16 protein-coding genes and 1 riboswitch are annotated in these 19645 nt (G+C 71.4%); of the genes, 5 read left to right on the top strand and 11 right to left on the bottom strand.

What is annotated here, in order from left to right; all coding sequences use genetic code 11:
* The first annotated feature begins 117 nt into the window (after positions 1-117).
* Positions 118-1056, top strand: coding sequence for an esterase/lipase family protein (locus tag ACIOHC_RS23035; protein WP_401843783.1), 939 nt, complete (start codon positions 118-120; stop codon positions 1054-1056).
* A 63-nt stretch (positions 1057-1119) separates the two neighbouring features.
* Here the strand turns inward: ACIOHC_RS23035 and ACIOHC_RS23030 are convergent, their stop codons facing one another.
* Positions 1120-2253 (bottom strand): winged helix DNA-binding domain-containing protein, encoded by a 1134-nt coding sequence (locus ACIOHC_RS23030; RefSeq protein WP_401843780.1) that lies wholly within the window; start codon positions 2251-2253, stop codon positions 1120-1122.
* A gap of 548 nt (positions 2254-2801) precedes the next feature.
* Here ACIOHC_RS23030 and ACIOHC_RS23025 point away from each other — a divergent pair.
* The gene (locus ACIOHC_RS23025) at positions 2802-4457 is read left to right on the top strand and encodes a peptidoglycan DD-metalloendopeptidase family protein (protein WP_365690001.1); all 1656 of its coding nucleotides are present in this window, start codon (positions 2802-2804) and stop codon (positions 4455-4457) included.
* A gap of 75 nt (positions 4458-4532) precedes the next feature.
* Here ACIOHC_RS23025 and pcrA read toward each other — a convergent pair whose 3' ends face one another.
* Complete coding sequence (gene pcrA / locus ACIOHC_RS23020) at positions 4533-6977, bottom strand: DNA helicase PcrA (RefSeq protein WP_351074472.1); 2445 nt, start codon at positions 6975-6977, stop codon at positions 4533-4535.
* 257 nt (positions 6978-7234) lie between these two features.
* Positions 7235-7400: riboswitch (cyclic di-AMP (ydaO/yuaA leader) on the top strand.
* Between the two features lie 6 nt (positions 7401-7406).
* On the opposite strand from pcrA, the gene ACIOHC_RS23015 reads away from it, so the two are divergent.
* The gene (locus ACIOHC_RS23015; protein ID WP_401843777.1) at positions 7407-8555 is read left to right on the top strand and encodes an NlpC/P60 family protein; all 1149 of its coding nucleotides are present in this window, start codon (positions 7407-7409) and stop codon (positions 8553-8555) included.
* 191 nt (positions 8556-8746) lie between these two features.
* On the opposite strand, the gene ACIOHC_RS23010 is transcribed toward ACIOHC_RS23015, so the two are convergent.
* Positions 8747-9100: a hypothetical protein gene (locus tag ACIOHC_RS23010; protein ID WP_351074474.1), complete on the bottom strand. Its 354-nt coding sequence runs from the start codon at positions 9098-9100 to the stop codon at positions 8747-8749.
* A gap of 356 nt (positions 9101-9456) precedes the next feature.
* Here ACIOHC_RS23010 and ACIOHC_RS23005 point away from each other — a divergent pair, with 356 nt between their 5' ends.
* A complete protein-coding gene (locus ACIOHC_RS23005) occupies positions 9457-10503 on the top strand; it encodes an NlpC/P60 family protein (protein ID WP_401843774.1) in 1047 nt (348 codons plus the stop codon).
* Positions 10504-10603: 100 nt separating this feature from the next.
* On the opposite strand, the gene ACIOHC_RS23000 is transcribed toward ACIOHC_RS23005, so the two are convergent.
* Together ACIOHC_RS23000 and ACIOHC_RS22995 are read right to left on the bottom strand one after the other, a co-directional pair.
* Positions 10604-11299 (bottom strand): response regulator transcription factor, encoded by a 696-nt coding sequence (locus ACIOHC_RS23000; RefSeq protein ID WP_351074489.1) that lies wholly within the window; start codon positions 11297-11299, stop codon positions 10604-10606.
* Positions 11283-12581, bottom strand: a complete 1299-nt coding sequence (locus ACIOHC_RS22995) for a PspC domain-containing protein (RefSeq protein ID WP_351074490.1) — start codon at positions 12579-12581, stop codon at positions 11283-11285. Before ACIOHC_RS22995 ends, ACIOHC_RS23000 begins: the two co-directional genes overlap by 17 nt.
* A gap of 180 nt (positions 12582-12761) precedes the next feature.
* Between ACIOHC_RS22995 and ACIOHC_RS22990 the strand changes: the two genes are divergently transcribed.
* Complete coding sequence (locus ACIOHC_RS22990; RefSeq protein WP_401843773.1) at positions 12762-14099, top strand: PspC domain-containing protein; 1338 nt, start codon at positions 12762-12764, stop codon at positions 14097-14099.
* Here the strand turns inward: ACIOHC_RS22990 and ACIOHC_RS22985 are convergent.
* From ACIOHC_RS22985 to guaA, 6 genes are all read right to left on the bottom strand, one after another.
* Positions 14094-14240: a hypothetical protein gene (locus ACIOHC_RS22985; RefSeq protein WP_401843772.1), complete on the bottom strand. Its 147-nt coding sequence runs from the start codon at positions 14238-14240 to the stop codon at positions 14094-14096. The two genes, ACIOHC_RS22990 and ACIOHC_RS22985, sit on opposite strands and share 6 nt — an antisense overlap.
* Positions 14241-14255: 15 nt before the next feature.
* Entirely contained in the window at positions 14256-14765 is a 510-nt protein-coding gene (locus ACIOHC_RS22980; RefSeq protein ID WP_401843769.1) for a DoxX family protein, read from the bottom strand.
* 118 nt (positions 14766-14883) lie between these two features.
* Positions 14884-16152 (bottom strand): hypothetical protein, encoded by a 1269-nt coding sequence (locus tag ACIOHC_RS22975; RefSeq protein WP_351074541.1) that lies wholly within the window; start codon positions 16150-16152, stop codon positions 14884-14886.
* Positions 16153-16265: 113 nt separating this feature from the next.
* A complete protein-coding gene (locus ACIOHC_RS22970) occupies positions 16266-17036 on the bottom strand; it encodes a class II aldolase/adducin family protein (RefSeq protein ID WP_351074494.1) in 771 nt (256 codons plus the stop codon).
* Positions 17037-17147: 111 nt separating this feature from the next.
* Positions 17148-17750, bottom strand: coding sequence for a Uma2 family endonuclease (locus ACIOHC_RS22965; protein ID WP_351074496.1), 603 nt, complete (start codon positions 17748-17750; stop codon positions 17148-17150).
* A gap of 113 nt (positions 17751-17863) precedes the next feature.
* Positions 17864-19459: a glutamine-hydrolyzing GMP synthase gene (gene guaA, locus ACIOHC_RS22960; RefSeq protein ID WP_351074498.1), complete on the bottom strand. Its 1596-nt coding sequence runs from the start codon at positions 19457-19459 to the stop codon at positions 17864-17866.
* Between the last annotated feature and the right edge of the window lie 186 nt (positions 19460-19645).

Raw genomic sequence — 19645 nt, 5'->3', positions numbered from 1 at the left:
CGCGAACCGGCCCCGGCCGGATGGCCGCGCGTGCCGCCCGCACCTTTGCGACGGCACCCCATGAGGGCATACGGGGACGGGAGCCGCCTCCCCGCCTGCCGGAGCAGGAGGTCGGCCATGAGGGTCCTGCCTTTCCTTCCCCCACCGCTGCGCCGGCCGTCTCCGTGCTGCGCCCGGCTGCCGTCCGCGCTGTTCAAGGCCACCGCGCTTGAGCTGGTGGTCCTCGCCGGGCACGTGCTCCTCTACCCCACCGGCATCGCAGGGGAACGGCGCCCTCCGTCGCGCCCGGCCGGACCGCCCGCCGCCCCCGCACCCGCCGGGACGACCGCCCTCCCGGCCGAGGGCGGCGAGCAGCCGCCCGTCGTACTCCTGCACGGCTTCATCGACAACCGTTCGGTCTTCGTCCTGCTCCGCCGCTCCCTCGCCCGGCACGGCCGACGCCACCTGGAGTCGCTCAACTACTCGCCGTTGACCTGCGACATCCGTACGGCGGCCGAGCTGCTCGGGCGACACGTCGAGGAGATCTGTGCCCGCACCGGTCACCACGAGGTCGACATCGTCGGGCACAGCCTCGGTGGCCTGATCGCCCGCTACTACGTGCAGCGGCTGGGCGGTGACCAACGGGTCCGCACCCTGGTCACCCTCGGCACACCGCACGGGGGCACGGCCGTCGCCCCTTTGGCGAGTGCTCACCCGATCGTGCGCCAGATGCGCACGGGCTCCGCGCCGATCGAGGAACTGCGCAGGCCGGCACCCGGCTGCCGTACCCGGTTCGTGAGTTTCTGGAGCGAGCTGGACCGGTTGATCGTCCCGGCCGAGGCGGCCTGCATCGACCATCCGGATCTCGACGTGCTGAACGTACGCTTCAGCGGGATCGGCCATCTCGCGCTCCCCGTCCACCCGACCGTCGCCGGAGCGGTCCGGCAGGCCCTGGAGTCCCACGAGGCACTGGCCGAAGCCACCGGGGCGGCAGGAGTCACCACAGCGGCCGGGGACACCGGAGCGGCAGCAGTCACCGAAGCGGCCGGGGGCACCGGGACCGTTTCGGTGGCGTGATCCTCGTCCCGCGCCGGTGAACGTCGAGCACGTACCGCCGGGGTCCGGGCGACGGCCCGGTGGTCACAGCAGCCGCACCTCCGCGTCGGGGAGCTTCGCCCACCAGTGGTGGTAGCGGCTGTAGACCGCGGCCTCGCGGTCGCCGAGAAGCTCGGTCAAGGACCGGGCCTCGGCGGCGAGTCCGTCCCAGGTGGCGGCCGGAAGGGGGTGGAAGGCCGTGGCCTCGATCCCGCCGCCCAACGGGCGCCACACCCCGGCGACATGGCCGTCCACCAGCAGGGTGGGCAGCACGTCGCCGTTCCTCCGGATCACCAGAGGGCGGTAGGCCGGGGGTATCACCCGGCTGCGGTCGGCGTAGGCCAGCAGAATGCTGTCCCACATCGCCATGAGCCGGGGCGGCGCGGGGGTGTCCGCGGGCGGCCGGGAGGCGCCGGGGAGGTCGAACAACGTGACGCCGTCCGGCCCCCGGAGCTGCTCGACGGCGCCGTCCAGCGCACCGAGGGCCTCACGGACGGGGGCCCGCCGCACCATGGCGAACTGCGCCACGTCCGCCACCGACGCGGGCCCGAACCCCGCCAGATAGCGCAGGATCAGGGTCCGCAGCGCCTGCGGCTCCACCGCCCGCCCCGTGGGGGCGGGCCCCGGCCCGGCCGCGACGAAGGACGGCCGGGAGCCGAATGACCACGGCGCGTCCGTCGGGGCGTGGTGCAGCGGCGCGTACGCCTTCAGCCCCCACCACGCCCCGTCCTTCTTCTCGGCGCCTGTCCGCTCCTCGACCCACGCCTGCATCTGCGCCGAGGTGCGCGGGCTCCGGGTGAAGGCCAGCAGCTCCGGCACCAGCTCGTCGGCGTCCGCGGGGGTCAGTCCCGTGGCGGCGAAACGGAAGCCGAGCCGGGAGGCGTACAGCGTGGGCTGCATCGCCGCGCGGAAGACCGGGTAGTCCTCGGCGTGCACGGCGTGCAGGGTGATCCGCATCAGGGTCGCCTTGACCACCGAACGTCTGGTGAAGCCGGCGTCGAGTTCGGCCGGAGCGAAATCGGTGAGCCGGTTCCACAGCGCGAGATACGGCGAGGCCGGGTGCTGCGCCTGGAGCGCGACCATGCGCCGCACCCCGTCGGGGACGCTCAGCGGCTCACGCTCCAGCAGCAGTTGGCGACTCAGGGTCGCGCGGTTGAGCTCACGAGCAGTCATCATCACAGCGCAGGATTCTGCCCCACGCCGCACACGCCATCGGTGGTGCGGTGCCCGCCCCCGGTGCTGTCTCCGGCATCGACGGGCCGCCCGACGCTCCGCCATCGCCCGGCCGGCGACGGGGACTTGCGCGTGTCTCCGGATTCGCGATCACTCGCCCCAGGGGGAGAGGCAGCGAAGTCGCCTCCGGCACACGCCCGGTTCCCGCGGCACACACTCGATCCGACGGCACGCGCCCGATTCCATCGGCGCGATTGTCGCCCGGCGACGGTTTCTTGGCAGAGGCTTCACCGAGAGAAGACAAACCGGGCGGAACCACCCCCGCGCCACTCGCACCACAGGCCTCACAAATGGAACGCGTTTCGAACATAGAGCCAAGGCTGTGTGGACAGTCCGCCGAAAGACGGCCGATTGCCCGTTTCCTGAGCCGCCCGAACCCGCCGAAGATTGTCGGCGTCGCATACCGCCGGGTACAGTCGCGGCCACTGCTCCCCCCTGGGATCCCCCGCCGGAACCCAGACAAAGGTCCTGCTGCCGAGGCGAGAGAGAAGTTGGTGGACGACCAGCCCCCCCACGCCGGGTTCGCCGGATACGACGGCCGGGCCCCCGGCGGCTTCGACAACGATCCGCTCTTCGGTTCCCTCCCCGGCAGCCACGACGGCACGTACGGCAGCGGTTACGACACCGGGCAGATCGCGCAGGCCGCCCAGGCCGTGCAGGCCACCCGGGCCGGATACGGCGGCCACTACGACTCAACGCAGTGGGACACGGGCGCACACCCGACCGCCTCGTACGACACCTACGCCCCGTACGCGACGCAGCCCCAGTCGCAGTACGCCGCGGATCCGGCGTACGACACCACGACCGCCTGGACGTCCGACACCGACTACGGCACGGCAGGGACCACGGCCACCGCCACCGTCACCGCCTTCACCGACATCCCGGCACAGGGCGGCACCCCGGACTCCACGGGCCAGTGGGACACCAACGGCTGGTACGGGACCGGCCAGTGGGCGACGACCGGCACGACCGCCTACGACACCGGCGCATACGACGCCACCTCCTGGAACACCGGCGCCACGCCCGAGCACGAACAGCAAACCGCGCAAACTACGCAAACCGCACAGGTGTTGCACGAGGCGCCGTCGTCACACGAGGCATACGAAGCACAAGAGGCACACACGGCGCACGGGGCCCGAGGAACGCACCAGCCGTACGACTCCTACGCCGATCAGGACTCCTTCGACTTCGCCGCGTACGAACCCCACACCACCGCCGAGTTCAGCCTCCCGGAGGCGGACTTCGAGACCGCCGGACACGGCACCGACAGCCACCATGGCACCGACGGTCACGAAGCCGCGGCGGACGACAGCGACGACGGCACGGAAGCCGCTGCCGTCGACACCGCACCCGCCGCCCACAGCCCCCTCGGTCGCCCCGCGACGCGCAACGGTGGCGGCGGCAGCCGCAGTCGGCGACGTTCCCCCGCGAAGCGTTCCGCACTCCTCACCGTCGCCGTTCCCTCCGCCTGCGTGATGAGCGTGGCCGGTATCGCCGCGGCCTCCGTCAGCGGTCTGGGCGGCGAGGACAAGAAGGACGACAACACCACGACGATGGCGGCGGCCGACCCCGGATCCGTCAAGCCGACCGCGGCCAACAACAAGCTGGACACCCAGCTCGCCAACCTCCGCGCCGACGCCGAGAACTTCGCCGACCGCGCCAGCCGTACCCAGGAACGCATCGACCTGAGGGAGCGGCAGGCCGCCGAGAAGAAGAAGCGCGAGGAAGAGGCCGCCCGCAAGGAGGCGCTGCGCCCCAAGTACGTCATGCCGGTCACGCAGCACCGCCTCAGCGCGTACTTCGGCCAGGCGGGCGTCAACTGGATGTCCGTGCACACGGGCATCGACTTCCCCGTCTTCGAGGGTACGCCCGTGATGGCTGCGACCGACGGAACCGTACGCACCCAGTGGAACAGTGCCTACGGGAACATGGCCATCGTCACCATGGCCGACGGGACCGAGACCTGGTACTGCCACCTCAGTGCCACCAAGATCCGCTCGGGCCCGGTCAAGGCCGGTGACGTCATCGCGTACTCGGGCGACACGGGGAACTCCAGCGGCCCGCATCTGCACTTCGAGGTGCGGCCCGGTGGGGGCGCGGCCATAAACCCGCTCCCCTGGCTCCGCAGCCACGGCGTCGACCCGAGCTGAACCGCCCGCCGACCGCTCCGCCATCGCGCGGACGGCGGGCGGCGGCCGACGCGACGGCTCCGGCCGCCGGCCCGCCTACAGCTTCTCGACGGGTGCGTACCGCAGCAGCAGCTTCTTCGGCCGCTCGTCCCCGAAGTCGACCGTCGCCTTCGCCTGGTCGCCGATCCCCTCGACCGCCGTCACCGTGCCCAGCCCGAACTGGTCGTGCGTGACCCGGTCCCCGACCACCAGCGTGATCGTCGGCTTGTCCGAGGTCCGCCGGGTCGCGAAGCCCGAGGGGCCGGACCGCGAACGCGACGAGGACAGCGACGAGGTGATCCCCGACGTCGGCCCGGCCGGGGCCGCCATCGGACCGGTCCGCTTCCACTCCAGGTGCTGGTCCGGGATCTCCTCCAGGAACCGGGACGGCGGGTTGTACGAGGGCTGACCCCAGGCACTGCGCATCGCCGCCCGGGTCAGGTAGAGCCGCTCGCGGGCACGGGTGATGCCGACGTACGCGAGCCGCCGCTCCTCCTCCAGCTCCTTGACCTGGCCGAGCGCGCGCATGTGCGGGAAGACGCCGTCCTCCATGCCCGTCAGGAAGACCACCGGGAATTCGAGGCCCTTGGCGGTGTGCAGCGTCATCAGCGTGATGACGCCGGAGCCGTCCTCGTCCTCGTCGGGGATCTGGTCGGAGTCCGCGACGAGCGCGACCCGCTCCAGGAACTCGGCGAGCGTGCCCGCGCCTTCCTCGCCGGCCTCGCCGCGCTCCTGCTCGAATTCGAGGGCGACGGCGGCGAGTTCCTGGAGGTTCTCGATCCGGGTCTCGTCCTGCGGGTCGGTGGACGCCTGCAGCTCGGCGAGGTAACCGGTCCGCTCCAGGACGGCCTCCAGGACCACCGCCGGGCCCGCGCCGGACTCGACGATCGTGCGCAGCTCCTCCATCAGCGTGTTGAACCGCTTGACGGCGTTGGCCGACCGGGCCGCCATGCCGTACGCCTCGTCGACCCGGCGCAGCGCCTGCGGGAAGGTGATCTTCTCGCGCAGGGACAGCGCGTCGATCATCGCCTCGGCGCGGTCGCCGATGCCGCGCTTGGGCACATTGAGGATGCGGCGCAGCGGGACGGTGTCCTCGGGGTTGGCGAGAACCCGGAGGTAGGCCAGGACGTCCCGGACCTCCTTGCGCTCGTAGAAGCGCACGCCGCCGACGACCTTGTAGGGCAGGCCGACGCGGATGAAGATCTCTTCGAAGACCCGGGACTGCGCGTTCGTACGGTAGAAGATCGCGACGTCGCCGGCCTTGGCGTCGCCCGCGTCGGTCAGCCGGTCGATCTCGTCGGCGACGAACTGGGCCTCGTCGTGCTCGGTGTCGGCGACGTAGCCGGTGATCCGGGCGCCCGTGCCGGCGTTCGTCCAGAGGTTCTTGGGGCGGCGGCTCTCGTTGCGCTCGATGACCGCGTTGGCGGCGGACAGGATCGTCTGCGTGGAGCGGTAGTTCTGCTCCAGCAGGATCGTCGTCGCGTTCGGGTAGTCCTCCTCGAACTGGAGGATGTTGCGGATGGTCGCGCCGCGGAACGCGTAGATCGACTGGTCCGCGTCACCGACGACGCACAGCTCGGCGGGGGCGTCGCGCTCGCCGGCCGGGCCGACCAGTTCGCGTACGAGGGTGTACTGGGCGTGGTTGGTGTCCTGGTACTCGTCGACCAGGACGTGCCGGAAGCGGCGGCGGTAGTGCTCGGCGACGTCGGGGAACGCCTGCAGCAGGTGGACCGTCGTCATGATGATGTCGTCGAAGTCCAGCGCGTTGGCCTCGCGCAGCCGTGACTGGTACATCGCGTAGGCCTGGGCGAGGGTCTTCTCGAAACCGTCCGCGGCCTGGCCGGCGAAGGTCTCCTCGTCGATCAGTTCGTTCTTCAGGTTGGAGACCTTGGCCGTGAACGACTTCGGCGGGAAGCGCTTCGGGTCGAGGTCGAGATCACGGCAGACCAGGGCCATCAGCCGCTTGGAGTCGGCGGCGTCGTAGATCGAGAACGACGAGGTGAAGCCGAGCTTCTTCGACTCGCGGCGCAGGATGCGTACGCACGCGCTGTGGAAGGTCATGACCCACATGGCGTTGGCGCGCGGTCCGACGAGCTGTTCGACGCGCTCCTTCATCTCGCCCGCGGCCTTGTTGGTGAAGGTGATCGCCAGGATCTGGCCGGGATGCACCCCGCGCTCGGCGAGGAGGTGGGCGATCCGGTGGGTCAGCACCCGGGTCTTGCCGGAGCCCGCCCCGGCGACGATGAGCAGGGGGGAGCCGGCGTGGACCACCGCGGCGCGCTGTTCGGTGTTCAGCCCGTCGAGGAGCGCCGCGGAGTCGATGACGGGGCGGTGCGCGCCGTCACGGTAGTACGCGTCCCTGGGCGGCGAGGGCCCGTCGAAGACGCCCGCGAAGAGGTCCTCCGGCACCGCTTCGGGTGCGGAGTCCTCGGGGGGCGGCGGGGGCTCTTCCTCCGAGTGCTGGAGGCCGGCCAGGAAGCTGTCGTCAAAGAGGCTGCTCATCGCTTGTCGAGTCTAGGCCGCCGCACCGACACGTGACTGCCGCTCGGCGAACCGCACCCGGCCACCGGGCACGCAAAGAGAGTGGACATCCACGCCCCGTGTGGAATTCCGGGCCGCGACCACGCTCGCCACCCTCGCCCCGCAAAGGTCACGAAAACGTATCGGGCATATCGAACATCGACCTTCACAGCGGCACCACGGGTTGGCTACCGTGCTCGACCGGGTGGCCCGTACCCCCTGAGGCGAACCACGCCGAGCAGGCCCCCGCGCCGAATCCGGGCTGCCCTCACGGACGTCCGGAGCCGGGGACCCATACGCGTCACCGGGGTGAATCGGTCCTTATCCCCCACTCGGACCGTAGGGCAGCCTTCCGTTCCGCCCGAACCCGACAGCTGACCCGGTAGGCGGTCCACGGAAGGAGATGCCGTCTTGGCATCGCATCGCAAACCGCGCACCCGGATGCGCACCACCGCACCGGCCGTCGGCCTCACGACGGCCGCGCTGGCGTCCGTGACCCTGCTCTCCACGCAGAGCGCCACGGCGGCCCCCGCTCCGAAGCCCAGCATCGAGGACGTCCAGAAGAAGGTCGACGACCTCTACCGGCAGGCGGGCACCGCGACCCAGCGGTACAACCAGGCGAAGGAGGCCTCCGCCGCCCAGCGCACCAAGGTGGACGCCCTCCTGGACGACGTGGCGAAGCGCGCCGACGAACTCAACGAAGCCCGCAGGACGCTCGGCGCCTACGCGGCCGCGCAGTACCGCACCGGGTCCCTCACGCCGAGCGCCACCTTCTTCCTGGCCGACGACCCGCAGTCGTACTTCGACCAGAGCCAGCTGATGAACCGGATGACCGCTCAGCAGCAGAAGGCGGTCACGGACTTCCGCGCCCAGCAGACGAAGGCCTCGAAGAAGCGCGCCGAAGCGGTGCGCGGCCTGGAGGCGCTGACCACGACGCAGGCCACGCTGCGCACCAGCAAGCAGAACGTCCAGCAGAAGCTGGGCGAGGCGCAGACGATGCTGTCGAAGCTGACCGCCGAGGAGAAGGCGCGGCTCGCGGCGTTGGAGCGGAAGAAGGAGGCGGAGGCCGAGCGCAAGGCGGAGGAACTGGCGCGGCAGCAGGCCGCCGCCGAGGCGGAGGCGGACCGCAAGGCCGAGGAGGCCGCCAAGGCGGCGGGATCCGGCAGCGGTGCGGGGGCGGGAGCCGGGACCGGCTCGGACAGCAGCGCCACCACCAAGGCGGAGAAGGTCCTCGCCTTCGCCAGGGCCCAGCTGGGCAAGCCGTACGTCTGGGGTGCGACGGGCCCGTCCTCGTACGACTGCTCCGGACTCACCCAGGCCGCGTGGAAGGCCGCGGGAGTCGACATCCCGCGCACCACCTGGGACCAGGTGAAGATCGGCACCGAGGTCGCCACGGCGGATCTGCGTCCGGGCGACCTCGTCTTCTTCTACGACGACATCAGCCACGTCGGCATCTACAAGGGCGACGGAATGATGATCCACGCGCCGAAGCCGGGCGCGAACGTGCGCGAGGAGTCGATCTACTACATGCCGATCCACGGCAGCGTGCGGCCGGCCTAGGCCCGCTCCTCGCTCCCCCGCGGTCGGCGCGTGGGCCGGTCCACGCGCCGACCGGCCGGGCCCCGGCCCGGCGCCGCGCTGGTCGCGATCCGCAGACCTCGGACCGCGACACTCGGAGCTCAGGACTCGGGGCCCGGACCGCGGCTCCCGGCCGCCGAACGCCGGGCCGCGGTCCCCGGGCCCTCGGACCCTCAGGTCCAGAGCGTGGCGATGAAGATGTTGGCGAGCGTCAGCCCGCCCACCGCCGCGAAGGCTCCCTTGTCGACCTTCTCCTCGTCCCGCTTGACGTAGACGAGCGCGAGGATGACGACCAGGAGCAGCAGCTTGACCCCGATTTTGATGTTGTTCACGTGGTGGCCATCGGCCTCGTTGAGCCCGACCAGCGCGACCCCGGTGACCAGCATCGTCAGCGCGCCGTGCAGCATCGCCGGGACGAACCGGGCCGTGCCCGCGCCCATCGCCTTCATCTGGGTCAGGAAACCGCCCAGCAGCGAGGCGATACCGATGATGTGCAGGGCGACGAAGACATGAATGAGTACGTCCATGAGGCCGCAGCCTAGCCCCGCCCATATCACCACTCCGCAGGCAGGTGCGGCTTCTTGGCGCTTCACTCGTGTCTGCACCAATTGCCTGACTCTGTTGTCATTTTTCCGATCAGATACAGACAACGCCGCGCCAAATTCGGGCAATAAGCGTCATTACAACTCTTCCCCGTGCCCCGGGTTTAGCGTCCCTGAGCAGGTGACCGTCTTCACCGCCGCTCCGCCCCCGGACGGCACGCCGGTCACCCCGCCGGGGATCCGGCGGTGGGCCGCCCCGCCGTGGGTGACCCGCCGCCGGATCCCGGGCGGGCCCGCCGGTAGTCCCCGTCGGGCAGTCACCAGGAAGGACGCACGCCCCCGTGGCAGCGCATCGGAAACCCAAGCAGCGCCCGTACACCGGCTCTGCTGCCCGCACCGCAGCCACCCTCGCCTTCGCCGGGGCCGCCACCGCCGCCGCTCTGCCAGGCTCCGCGCACGCCGATCCCCAGCGCACCCCCGCCCAGGTCAGGTCCGAGGTGGACCAGCTGTACCACGACGCGGAAGTCGCCACCGAGCAGTACAACGGTGCGAAGGAGAAGGCCACCGCCGCCGCCGAGGCCGTCGACACCCTGCGCGACGAGGCGGCCCGCCGGACCGAGCGCCTCAACGCCTCGCGCGACGCGCTGGGTTCGCTCGCCGCCGCGCAGTACCGCACGGGCGGCCTCGACCCCGCCCTGCAGCTGGCACTCTCCTCCGACCCCGACCAGTATCTGGAGCGCGCGGCGTACGTGGACCGGATCAGCGACCGCCAGGCCGCCGAGGTCGACACGGTGGAGCGGCAGGTCGCCAGGATCGCCCAGCTGCGCTCCCAGGCCAGGGAAAGGCTGGCCGCGCTGGCGTCGCGCCAGGCCGAGCTGAAGAAGCACAAGGCGACGGTCAGGACCAAGCTGGCCGACGCGCAGCGGCTCCTCGCCACCCTGTCCCCGGCCGAACGCAGCGCCTACGAGGCCTCGGACGGTGCGCGTTCCGCCGGCCGTGCCGACCGGGGCACCGCGCGCGGCCCCGTCCTCGCCCCCAACGCCCGTGCCGCCGCAGCCGTCGCGTTCGCGTTCGGAGCACTCGGCAAACCGTATGTCTGGGGCGCGACCGGCCCGTCCTCGTTCGACTGCTCCGGGCTCACCCAGGCCGCCTGGCGGTCCGCCGGCGTCTCGCTGCCGCGGACCACGTACACCCAGATCAACGCCGGGCAGCCCATCGCACGCTCCGAACTGGCCCCGGGCGACCTGGTGTTCTTCTACTCCGGCGTCAGCCACGTCGGGCTCTACATCGGCAACGGCCGGATGATCCACGCCCCGCGCCCGGGAGCGCCGGTCCGCATCGCACCGATCGACCAGATGCCCTTCGCCGGAGCGACCCGGGTGGTGTAGCGCCGGACACGGCTCGGCGGCGGGGCGGATGGTGGCCCACGAGGCCCGTCCTGAGCCGGTCCGGACCGCGGCCGGCCGGCTCAGAGCCTGTCGGGTGACCTCAGACCAGCCGTCGCGCCGTCGCCCAGCGGGTCAGCTCGTGCCGGTTCGACAGCTGGAGCTTGCGCAGCACCGCCGAGACGTGCGACTCGACCGTCTTCACCGAGATGAACAGCTGCTTGGCGATCTCCTTGTACGCGTAGCCGCGGGCGATCAGCCGCAGCACCTCGCGCTCGCGCTGCGTCAGCCGGTCCAGGTCCTCGTCGACCGGCGGCGCGTCCGTGGAGGCGAAGGCGTCGAGGACGAAGCCTGCCAGCCGGGGCGAGAACACCGCGTCGCCCTCCTGGACCCGGAAGACCGAGTCGACCAGGTCGGTGCCGGTGATCGTCTTGGTGACATAGCCGCGGGCGCCGCCGCGGATGACGCCGATGACGTCCTCGGCGGCGTCCGAGACGGACAGCGCCAGGAAACGGACCGGGTTCTCCACGGCGCCCATCAGCGGCGCGCAGCGGCGCAGCACCTCGACGCCGCCGCCGCCCGGCAGATGGACGTCGAGGAGGACGACCTCGGGGCGGGTCGCCGTGATGACGGTGACCGCCTGGTCGACGTCGGCGGCCTCGCCGACCACCTCGACGCCCGTCTCCTCGGTGCGGCCGATCTCGGCCTGGACGCCGGTGCGGAACATCCGGTGGTCGTCGACGAGCACGACCCGTACCCGGCGCTCCGGGCTCCCGGTCGGCTCAGTGGTCTTGGTCATCGCTCGCCCTCTCCATCTCCAGCTCGACCTCCGTGCCCCCGCCGGGCACCGAACGCAGTCGCGCCGTACCGCCGTTGCGCTGCATCCGGCCGATGATTGATTCTCGTACGCCCATTCTGTCCCCCGGGACGGAATCCGGATCGAATCCCGGGCCCCGGTCGCGCACCGAGACGAAGACCGTGCGGCCCTCGACCTCCGCGTAGACCTGCACGGCGCCGCCCTCGCCACCGTACTTGGCGGCATTGACCATCGCCTCGCGTGCGGCCTGCATCTGCGCGGCCAGCTTCTCGTCCAGCGGGCAGTCGCCGACGACGACGACCTCCAGCGGGACGCCGTGCTTGTCCTCGACCTCGGCGGCGGCGCGCTTGACCGCCTCGGCGAGGGTCTCGGGCTCGTCGTCCTCGTCCTTGCCGGTGCCCTCGGGGTTGTAGAGCCAGTTGCGCAGTTCGCGTTCCTGGGCGCGGGCCAGTCTGCGGACCTCACCCGCGTCCTCGGCGTTGCGCTGGATCAGGGTGAGGGTGTGCAGCACCGAGTCATGGACATGGGCGGCGACCTCGGCGCGCTCCTGGGCCCGGATGCGCATCGTGCGTTCCTCGGAGAGGTCCTGGGTCATGCGCACGAGGTAGGGGCCGGCCAGCAGCGCGATGCCGGTGAGGACGGCGATCGCGGCGGTCAGGACGTTGCCGAGCTGGGCCGCGGAGCCGCGCACCACCATGAAGACGGCCAGGCCCAGACCGACCAGGGCGACCCCGGCGAGACCCCGGGCCAGATGCAGGACCCGGCGGCGGCTGCCGACCTCCATCCAGCGGGCGCGCCGGGCGTTGTCGGCCTGCCGCCACACCAGTACCGAACCGGCGCCGATCAGCAGCGTGGGCCAGATGTAGCGGTCGGCCTTGCTGCCCATGTCGACATTGCCGACGAAGATCATCGCGCCGAAGAACAGCGCGATGAGGGCGAAGACCTGGCCCTTGTCGGGTTTGCGGAGGCGGCGTCTGCCGTCCGGGGCGGTCTCGAAGACGGAGCGCGGCGCCTCCACGCCCCCGACGCCGAGCGGGACGACGATCCAGAACACGGCGTACAGCAGCGCGCCGAGGCCGTCCGCGAAGAACAGGCCGAGGAAGACGAACCGCACCCAGGCGACGGGCAGCCCGAGGTGCCCGGCGAGGCCGCGCGCGACACCGCCGAGCAACCGTCCGTCGGCGCTGCGGTACAGCTTGCGCAGCGGCGGCTCCTCCGGGTCGGCGTTGAGGGAGCTCGTGGCTCGGGACGTGGCGGCTGGCATGCACCGATCGTCACATGTCCGAACGGGTGACGGCATCAGGGTCCGCCCCCGACGCGACCCTGAGAGCCCGGCCCGCAGACGCGTGGACGCATGCCCCCAGGGGTCCGCGGGGGCAATATCAGGGATCGGCCAGGGTCGGCGCGGGTCCCGGACGGGCGCTCGGCCCGTCACCATGGAGCCATGACCGTTCCCCAGGACGCCTCCCCCGGCGTCGCACCGCCCCCCGAACCGAGGCCGCAGCTGCGGCGCAGCCCGCGGCACAAGCTCGTGGCCGGGGTGTGCGGTGGGCTCGGCCGGTACTGCGACGTCGATCCGGTGATCTTCCGGATCGTGCTCGGTGTGCTGTCCGTGACCGGCGGCATCGGACTGATCTTCTACGGCTTCGCCTGGCTGCTGATCCCGCTGGAGGGCGAGGACGAGAACGAGGCGCGCAGACTGCTGTCCGGCCGCGTCGAGGGCGCGTCGCTCATCGCGGTGCTGCTCGCGCTGATCGGCTGCGGACTGTTCCTCTCCATGCTGGGCAACGGCGGCACGCTGGCGTTCTCCGCGATGCTGTCGCTCGCGGTCGTCGGATTCGCCGTCTGGACGCAGAACCGCAGGGCGGCGGCGCCGGAGGGTCCGCTGCATCCGGCGACCGCGCAGGCGGTGGCGGACGCGCCGCCCGAGGTGAAGGCCCCGCCGTCGCCGGGCAGCCCGTCGTGGTGGCGGGATCCGATCGTCAAGGACGGCACGTCGGGGCCGGTGGGCCCCGGCTATCTGTGGGGCCCGGCCGACGTGACGCTCGACAGACGGGCGACCCGCCCGCGGGGACCGAGTGCGGACGATCCGTTCCGCGCACCACGGCGGGAGCCCGGCACCACGGGTCCGACCTCGATCGGCGGCCTGGTCTTCCTGTTCGCGCTGATCGCGGGCGGCCTGGGCACGGGCCTGAGCTGGGACTCCCACCCGCTGGGCACGAGTCTGCAGTTCGGTCTGGCCGGCGCGCTGGCGGTGTTCGGGCTGGGGATGCTGGTCAGCGCGTTCCTCGGCCGGACCGGTTTCGGCACGGTGATGCTGTCGATGATCACGGCGGCCCTGCTGGCGGGCGCGTCCGCGCTGCCGAAGGACATCACCACCCAGTGGGTGCGCGAGGGCTGGCGCCCCGCCTCGGCGGCCGCGGTCCGACCGCACTACGAACTGGGCTCGGGGGTGGCGCGGCTGGACCTCACCGAGATCAAGGTCCCCCGGGGCGACACCGTCGTGACGCGGGTACGGGTCGCGGCGGGCCGCACGGTCGTCGTCGTACCGAGGGCGGTGACGGTGAAGGTGGACGCGCGGGCGGGCCTGGGCGACATCACGCTGCCGGTCAGCCGGCCGAGCGGCGCGCAGACGGGGACGCAGGTCGATGTGAACGTCAATCCGTCGCGACAGGAGCACAGGACGCTTCCGCCGCCCCCGGGCAGCGAACCGGCCGGCACGGTCGCGCTCACTCTCGAAGTCGGCATCGGACAGGTGGAGGTCACCCGTGCTGTGTCATGAGATCCGTCCCGGACGGGCGGTGGCGGGCCTCGCCATGCTCGTCCTGGCGGCGGGATACGCGGCGGACGCGGCGGGGTCCTGGGACGCCCCGTGGGTCTTCTTCTTCCCGTTGTTCTTCGGCGGCCTCTGGCTGGCGGCCACCACGACCTGGGTGAACTACCGGATCCGTCGCCGCCGTGACGCGCGGAGGGCGTCCACGGAGAACGCCGTGGCCCCGCCGAGCAGCAACGGCAGCCAGGCCATGAGGTAGGCCAGGTCGTTGCCGTAGTAGTACGGCTTGACCTGCCAGCTCACCGTCAGCCAGAGGCTCAGCGAGATCAGCGCCCCGCCGAGCGCCGCGAGCCGCGCCCACAGGCCGAGGAGGGTGGCGACGCCGACGAGGAGTTCACCGATGGCGATGGCGTACCCGAAGCCGCCGGGGCTCTTCAGAGCGAGGTCGACGAGGGCCGGGACCGCGGACGAGTCGCGTACCGCGTGCAGCGTCTCGCCGATGGATCCGGCGCCGCTCGCACGGAAGAAGGAACTGTCCGTCAGTTTGTCGAGCCCGGCGTAGATGAAGGTGACACCGAGGAAGAGCCGCAGCGGCAGCAGGGCGTGCTCCCGCGCCAGTTCCCTGAGCCCCCTCTGCTCGCCGAGACCGCGTACGTTGGTGCCATATCCCTGCATGTGGCTGTCCCGCCTTCCGTAGATCCGTCACCAGACCATACGTACGCGGTGCACGTGCCGCCCACCCGTTGAGGCGGCCGGTCGGCCGGTCTCCGCCACTCGGCGGGGTCCCCGGCCGTCAGTCCGTCACATCGATCTCGACGCGGTTCGTCTCCACTCCGGCGGCGGTCACGACCTGCACCTCCACCAGCCCCGGTTCCACCTCCACCGGTACCGGCACGGTGAGCACCCCGTCGGTCGGGTTGGCGAAACCGCCGGTGACCGGGATCAGCGGCACATGCACATGGACCCGGCCGATCCGGACGACCATGCGGGCCAGCCGGTCCGGCGTCCCGGCACCGGGCGGCACGAAGCCCGCGCCCCGGATCTCGATGTCGTCGCCGGTACGGATCGGCGCGTCCAGATCCCCGGCCTCCCGGGCCCGGACCACCGAGAGCACCACCGGGCGCCCGCCCTCCGCGTACTTCCCGGCGAAGTACGCGACCGCCGAGACGGTGACCAGCAGCGCGAGCCCCCAGGGCAGATCGGGCAGCTGCTCGGGCCTGCGGGCCAGGCGGACCGCGGCGAACAGTACGGCGACGGTGCTCACCAGCACGTACTGCACATCCGTGAAGCTGCCCCGCCCGGAGTCGTCGGTGAGCAGATCGGCGGCGCGCGGCCGGTCGGCCCGCAGCTTCTGCAGCCGCCCCGACAGGGCGCGTACGGTCACCACCCGGCGTACGACCACGGCGACGGCGCACACCAGTGCCAGCACGGTCACCACACCGGCGCCCCGGGCCAGATCCAGCCCCTCGATCAGTTCGTCACGCTCGGCGTGGCCGGAGGCGCCCGCCAGCTGGAGGGCCAGCACGAGTACGGAGAAGACCGCGAGCAGCACCCAGGACGCGGCGACCGCCCGGGAGGTGGAGAGCCGGTTGTCCTCGCCGATCACCGGGGCGAGGAGGCCGCCGCGGGCCCGGTGGACATGGGCGGCACCGGTCAGCAGGCCCGCGGTGACGAGTCCGGCGACCAGTCCCGCCGTACGGGCGTTGGTCCAGCCCGCACCGATGGCGGTGGCGGATTCGGCGACGACCAGGACGACGAGGCTCCCCCACACCGCGATCAGGGTGCGCCGCCACACCCGGTACAGCCAGGCGTCGCCCGCTTCCCGGCCCCGTTCGGCGACGGTCCTGGCCGACTGGGTCAGCTCGTCGGAGACCCACTGACGGGTCGCGGAGGCGGACTGGGCGACCCCGGGCGGCAGCCCCTGCCCGGCGGCGAATTCGTCCCGCTTGGTCAGGAAGGCGGCCACCGCGCGCCGGTGGCCCTCGCGCGCCCCGTGCGGGCAGTCGCCGCACGTGCAGCCGCCGCCGTGCGTGCTGCTCGCCCTCGCCTCGTCCAACGCCACGGAGAACGCCGCCCTTTCCTGACCCGGTACAGCCAACTCGGCTGTTAATGCTGCGAATTGTGCCGTACGGGAGGGCTCCGGGCCGCATCGGGGCGGCCCGACGGCGCGGATCGTCAGAATGTGCGACTGATCCGGCGCCACAGAGGCTGGTAGTTGATCCAGGCCACCAGATCGCTGCCGAGCTGCTCGCGGGTGGCGACCGCGTCCCGGTGCTCGATCAACACCGGCTTTCCGGCCGCCCGCGCCGTCAGCTGCACCTGGCAGGAGCGCTCCAGCGTGATGAACCACCAGGCGGCCGCGTCCACCGAGTCGCCGACGGTCAGCAGTCCGTGGTTGCGCAGCACGATCGCCTTGTGCCCGCCGAGCGCGGCGGCGATCCGGCGCCCCTCCTCCTCGTCGACGACGACCCCGGTGTACGCGTCGTACAGCACGTGGTCCTCGTAGAAGGCGCAGGATTCCTGGGTGATGGGCTCGACGAGCTCGCCGAGCGCGGACAGGGCCCGCCCGTGCACGGAGTGGGTGTGCGCGACCGCGACGACGTCCGGGCGCGCCCGGTGCACCTGCGCGTGGACGGCGAACGCCGCCTGGTTGACATGGCGTCGCCCCTCGACGACCTGCCCCTCCCCGTTGACCAGGATCAGCTCGTCCGGCACGAGCCCGTCGAAGGGCACACCGAAGGGGTTGACCCAGAAGCAGCTGGTGAACTCCGGGTCCCGCGCGGTGATGTGCCCGGAGACCCCGTCCTCGTACCCGTACTCCCCGAACAGCCTGAGCGCCCCGACCAGCCGTTCCTTGCGGTACGCGCGCTCCTCCTCCACGGACTCGTGGACGGGCGGCATCGCGAAGTGGAGCTGGTCCAGGGGTATGGGCGTGGGCTCGGGCATGGCGACTCCTCGGGGCTCCCAGGGCGTACGGGATCGGAAGTTACCGCCGGTTGCCGCAAGTGGCCAGGGGTGTCGGCGAATGATCCGTCGCGGGGGCGGAGGCGAGCTCCTTCAGGGGCGGCGACGGTTGACCGCGGTGAGGTCGACATCGATGGGGAAGGGGGCGTCCAGCTTCAGTCTGCTGTGGTGGATGCCGGTGGCCACGTAAGCCCCGAGCGCGGGATCGAGCTCGTAGACGTACACCACCGGGAGGCCCTCGTTCTGCTCCACCCGCCAGAAGTGCCGGACGCCTGCGGCAGCGTATTTGCGGGGCTTGACCTCGCGGTCCCTGTCTTCCGACTCCTCCGAGACGACCTCCACGGCCAGAATGACGTCCTCCGGCCGCAGCCAAGTGTCGTTCGGTCCGGTATCCGCTCCGAGCGGAACCACGAGCACGTCCGGCTCCGGCCGGTTCCGCTTGTTCAGCCTGATACTGAATTCCCGGAAGACATCGAGATCGTCCGGAGCCTGATCGAGAAGTGCGTTTTCCAGCAGACGCATGGTTCGCATATGAAACTTTGTCTGCGGACTCATGAAAACGAGACTCCCGTCGATCAACTCCGTGCGCCTCGGCAGATTCGGCAGCCGGTCGAGGTCGTCAGCCGTCCAGCCACCGGGCGGCGGAACCGGATAGTTGTACTTCTCGTCCAACTCGAACTCGGGTGCGGCGCTCATGATTGCTCCCATGGGAGTGACTCTCGTCCAATGAACCAGCCTACCCAGCTGGTACGACAATGCCGCCGCCCAAACGAATGAGCGACGGCATCAGCGTTGGCCCTGTAAAAAGGTCACTCCCACTCGATGGTGCCCGGCGGCTTGCTCGTCACGTCGAGCACGACGCGGTTGACGTCGGCGACCTCGTTGGTGATGCGGGTGGAGATCCTGGCGAGGGTCTCGTACGGCAGTCGCGACCAGTCGGCCGTCATGGCGTCCTCGGAGGAGACCGGACGCAGCACGATCGGGTGGCCGTAGGTGCGGCCGTCGCCCTGGACGCCGACCGAGCGGACATCGGCGAGCAGGACCACCGGGCACTGCCAGATGTCGCGGTCCAGACCGGCCGCGGTCAGCTCCTCGCGGGCGATGGCGTCGGCCTCGCGGAGCAGGTCGAGCCGCTCCTTGGTGACCTCGCCGACGATACGGATGCCGAGGCCGGGGCCGGGGAACGGCTGGCGCTGGACGATCTCGTCGGGCAGGCCGAGCTCCTGGCCGACCATCCGGACCTCGTCCTTGAACAGCTGGCGCAGCGGCTCGACGAGCTGGAACTCGATGTCGTCGGGGAGACCGCCGACGTTGTGGTGGGACTTGATGTTGGCGGTGCCGGTGCCTCCGCCGGACTCCACGACGTCCGGGTAGAGCGTGCCCTGGACGAGGAAGGCGACCTCCTCGCCGTCGGCGGCGCCCTCGGCCACGAGCTCGGCCTGGGCCTGCTCGAAGACGCGGATGAACTCCCGGCCGATGATCTTCCGCTTCTGCTCGGGTTCGGAGACCCCGGCCAGCGCGCTCAGGAACCGCTCCTCGGCGTCGACGACCTTCAGCTGGACGCCGGTGGAGGCCACGAAGTCCTTCTCGACCTGCTCGCTCTCACCCTTGCGCATCAGGCCGTGGTCGACGTAGACGCAGGTCAGCTGGGAGCCGATGGCCTTCTGCACGAGGGCGGCGGCGACCGCGGAGTCCACACCGCCGGACAGTCCGCAAATGGCGCGCTTGGTGCCGACCTGCTCACGGATCAGCGCGATCTGCTCCTCGACCACATTGGTCGTGGTCCAGGTCGGCTCGATGCCGGCGCCGCGGTAGAGGAAGTGCTCCAGGACCTGCTGCCCGTGCGTGGAGTGCAGGACCTCGGGGTGGTACTGGACGCCGTAGAGCTTCTTCTCGTCGTTCTCGAAGGCGGCGACCGGTACGACGTCCGTGGACGCGGTGACCGTGAAGCCCTCGGGGGCGGCGGAGCAGGCGTCGCCGTGCGACATCCAGACCGACTGCTCGGCGGGGGTGCCCTCGAAGAGCGTGGAGCCGGACTTGGAGACGGTGAGCGGGGTACGGCCGTACTCACGGGCACCGTTGTCGTCGACGGTGCCGCCGAGCGTGGTGGCCATCAGCTGGAAGCCGTAGCACATGCCGAAGACCGGGACACCGGCCTCGAAGATCGCCCGGTCCAGGGAGGGCGCGCCCTCCGCGTACACCGAGGAGGGGCCGCCGGACAGGATGATCGCCCGGGGGTTCTTGGCCAGCATCTCGGCCACCGGCATCGTGGACGGGACGATCTCGCTGTAGACCCGGGCCTCACGGACGCGTCGGGCGATGAGCTGGGCGTACTGCGCCCCGAAGTCGACAACGAGGACCACGTCGGTGGCGATGTCGGGGGCGGCGGGGGGTGCTGCTGGCACGGGGCGGCCTTCCGGCGGTGAAGGGGGGTCGGTTTTGTCGATTCTACCGGGGTTGCGAAGGCGGGCGTCGTCACGTCCGGACGGGAGTGCGGGAAGCGCGGGCAGCGGGCCCGGGGCCCGTGGGTGTCTCAGCATCCGGGCCCCGTGTTGGTCCGCATGCGCGGCGGGGCCATACTGAGGACATGC

Source organism: Streptomyces sp. NPDC088252 (assembly GCF_044740965.1).
Lineage (GTDB): Bacteria > Actinomycetota > Actinomycetes > Streptomycetales > Streptomycetaceae > Streptomyces.
Note: the sequence above shows the minus strand (reverse complement) of the source record. Positions and strands in the feature narration are given on the sequence as shown.

Coding starts and splice junctions, on each gene's coding strand:
- ACIOHC_RS23035 (WP_401843783.1), top strand. CDS start 118: ATGAGGGTCCTGCCTTTCCTTCCCCCACCGCTGCGCCGGCCGTCTCCG.
- pcrA (WP_351074472.1), bottom strand. CDS start 6,977: ATGAGCAGCCTCTTTGACGACAGCTTCCTGGCCGGCCTCCAGCACTCG.
- ACIOHC_RS23010 (WP_351074474.1), bottom strand. CDS start 9,100: ATGGACGTACTCATTCATGTCTTCGTCGCCCTGCACATCATCGGTATC.
- ACIOHC_RS23000 (WP_351074489.1), bottom strand. CDS start 11,299: ATGACCAAGACCACTGAGCCGACCGGGAGCCCGGAGCGCCGGGTACGG.
- ACIOHC_RS22995 (WP_351074490.1), bottom strand. CDS start 12,581: ATGCCAGCCGCCACGTCCCGAGCCACGAGCTCCCTCAACGCCGACCCG.
- ACIOHC_RS22990 (WP_401843773.1), top strand. CDS start 12,762: ATGACCGTTCCCCAGGACGCCTCCCCCGGCGTCGCACCGCCCCCCGAA.
- ACIOHC_RS22980 (WP_401843769.1), bottom strand. CDS start 14,765: ATGCAGGGATATGGCACCAACGTACGCGGTCTCGGCGAGCAGAGGGGG.
- ACIOHC_RS22970 (WP_351074494.1), bottom strand. CDS start 17,036: ATGCCCGAGCCCACGCCCATACCCCTGGACCAGCTCCACTTCGCGATG.
- ACIOHC_RS22965 (WP_351074496.1), bottom strand. CDS start 17,750: ATGAGCGCCGCACCCGAGTTCGAGTTGGACGAGAAGTACAACTATCCG.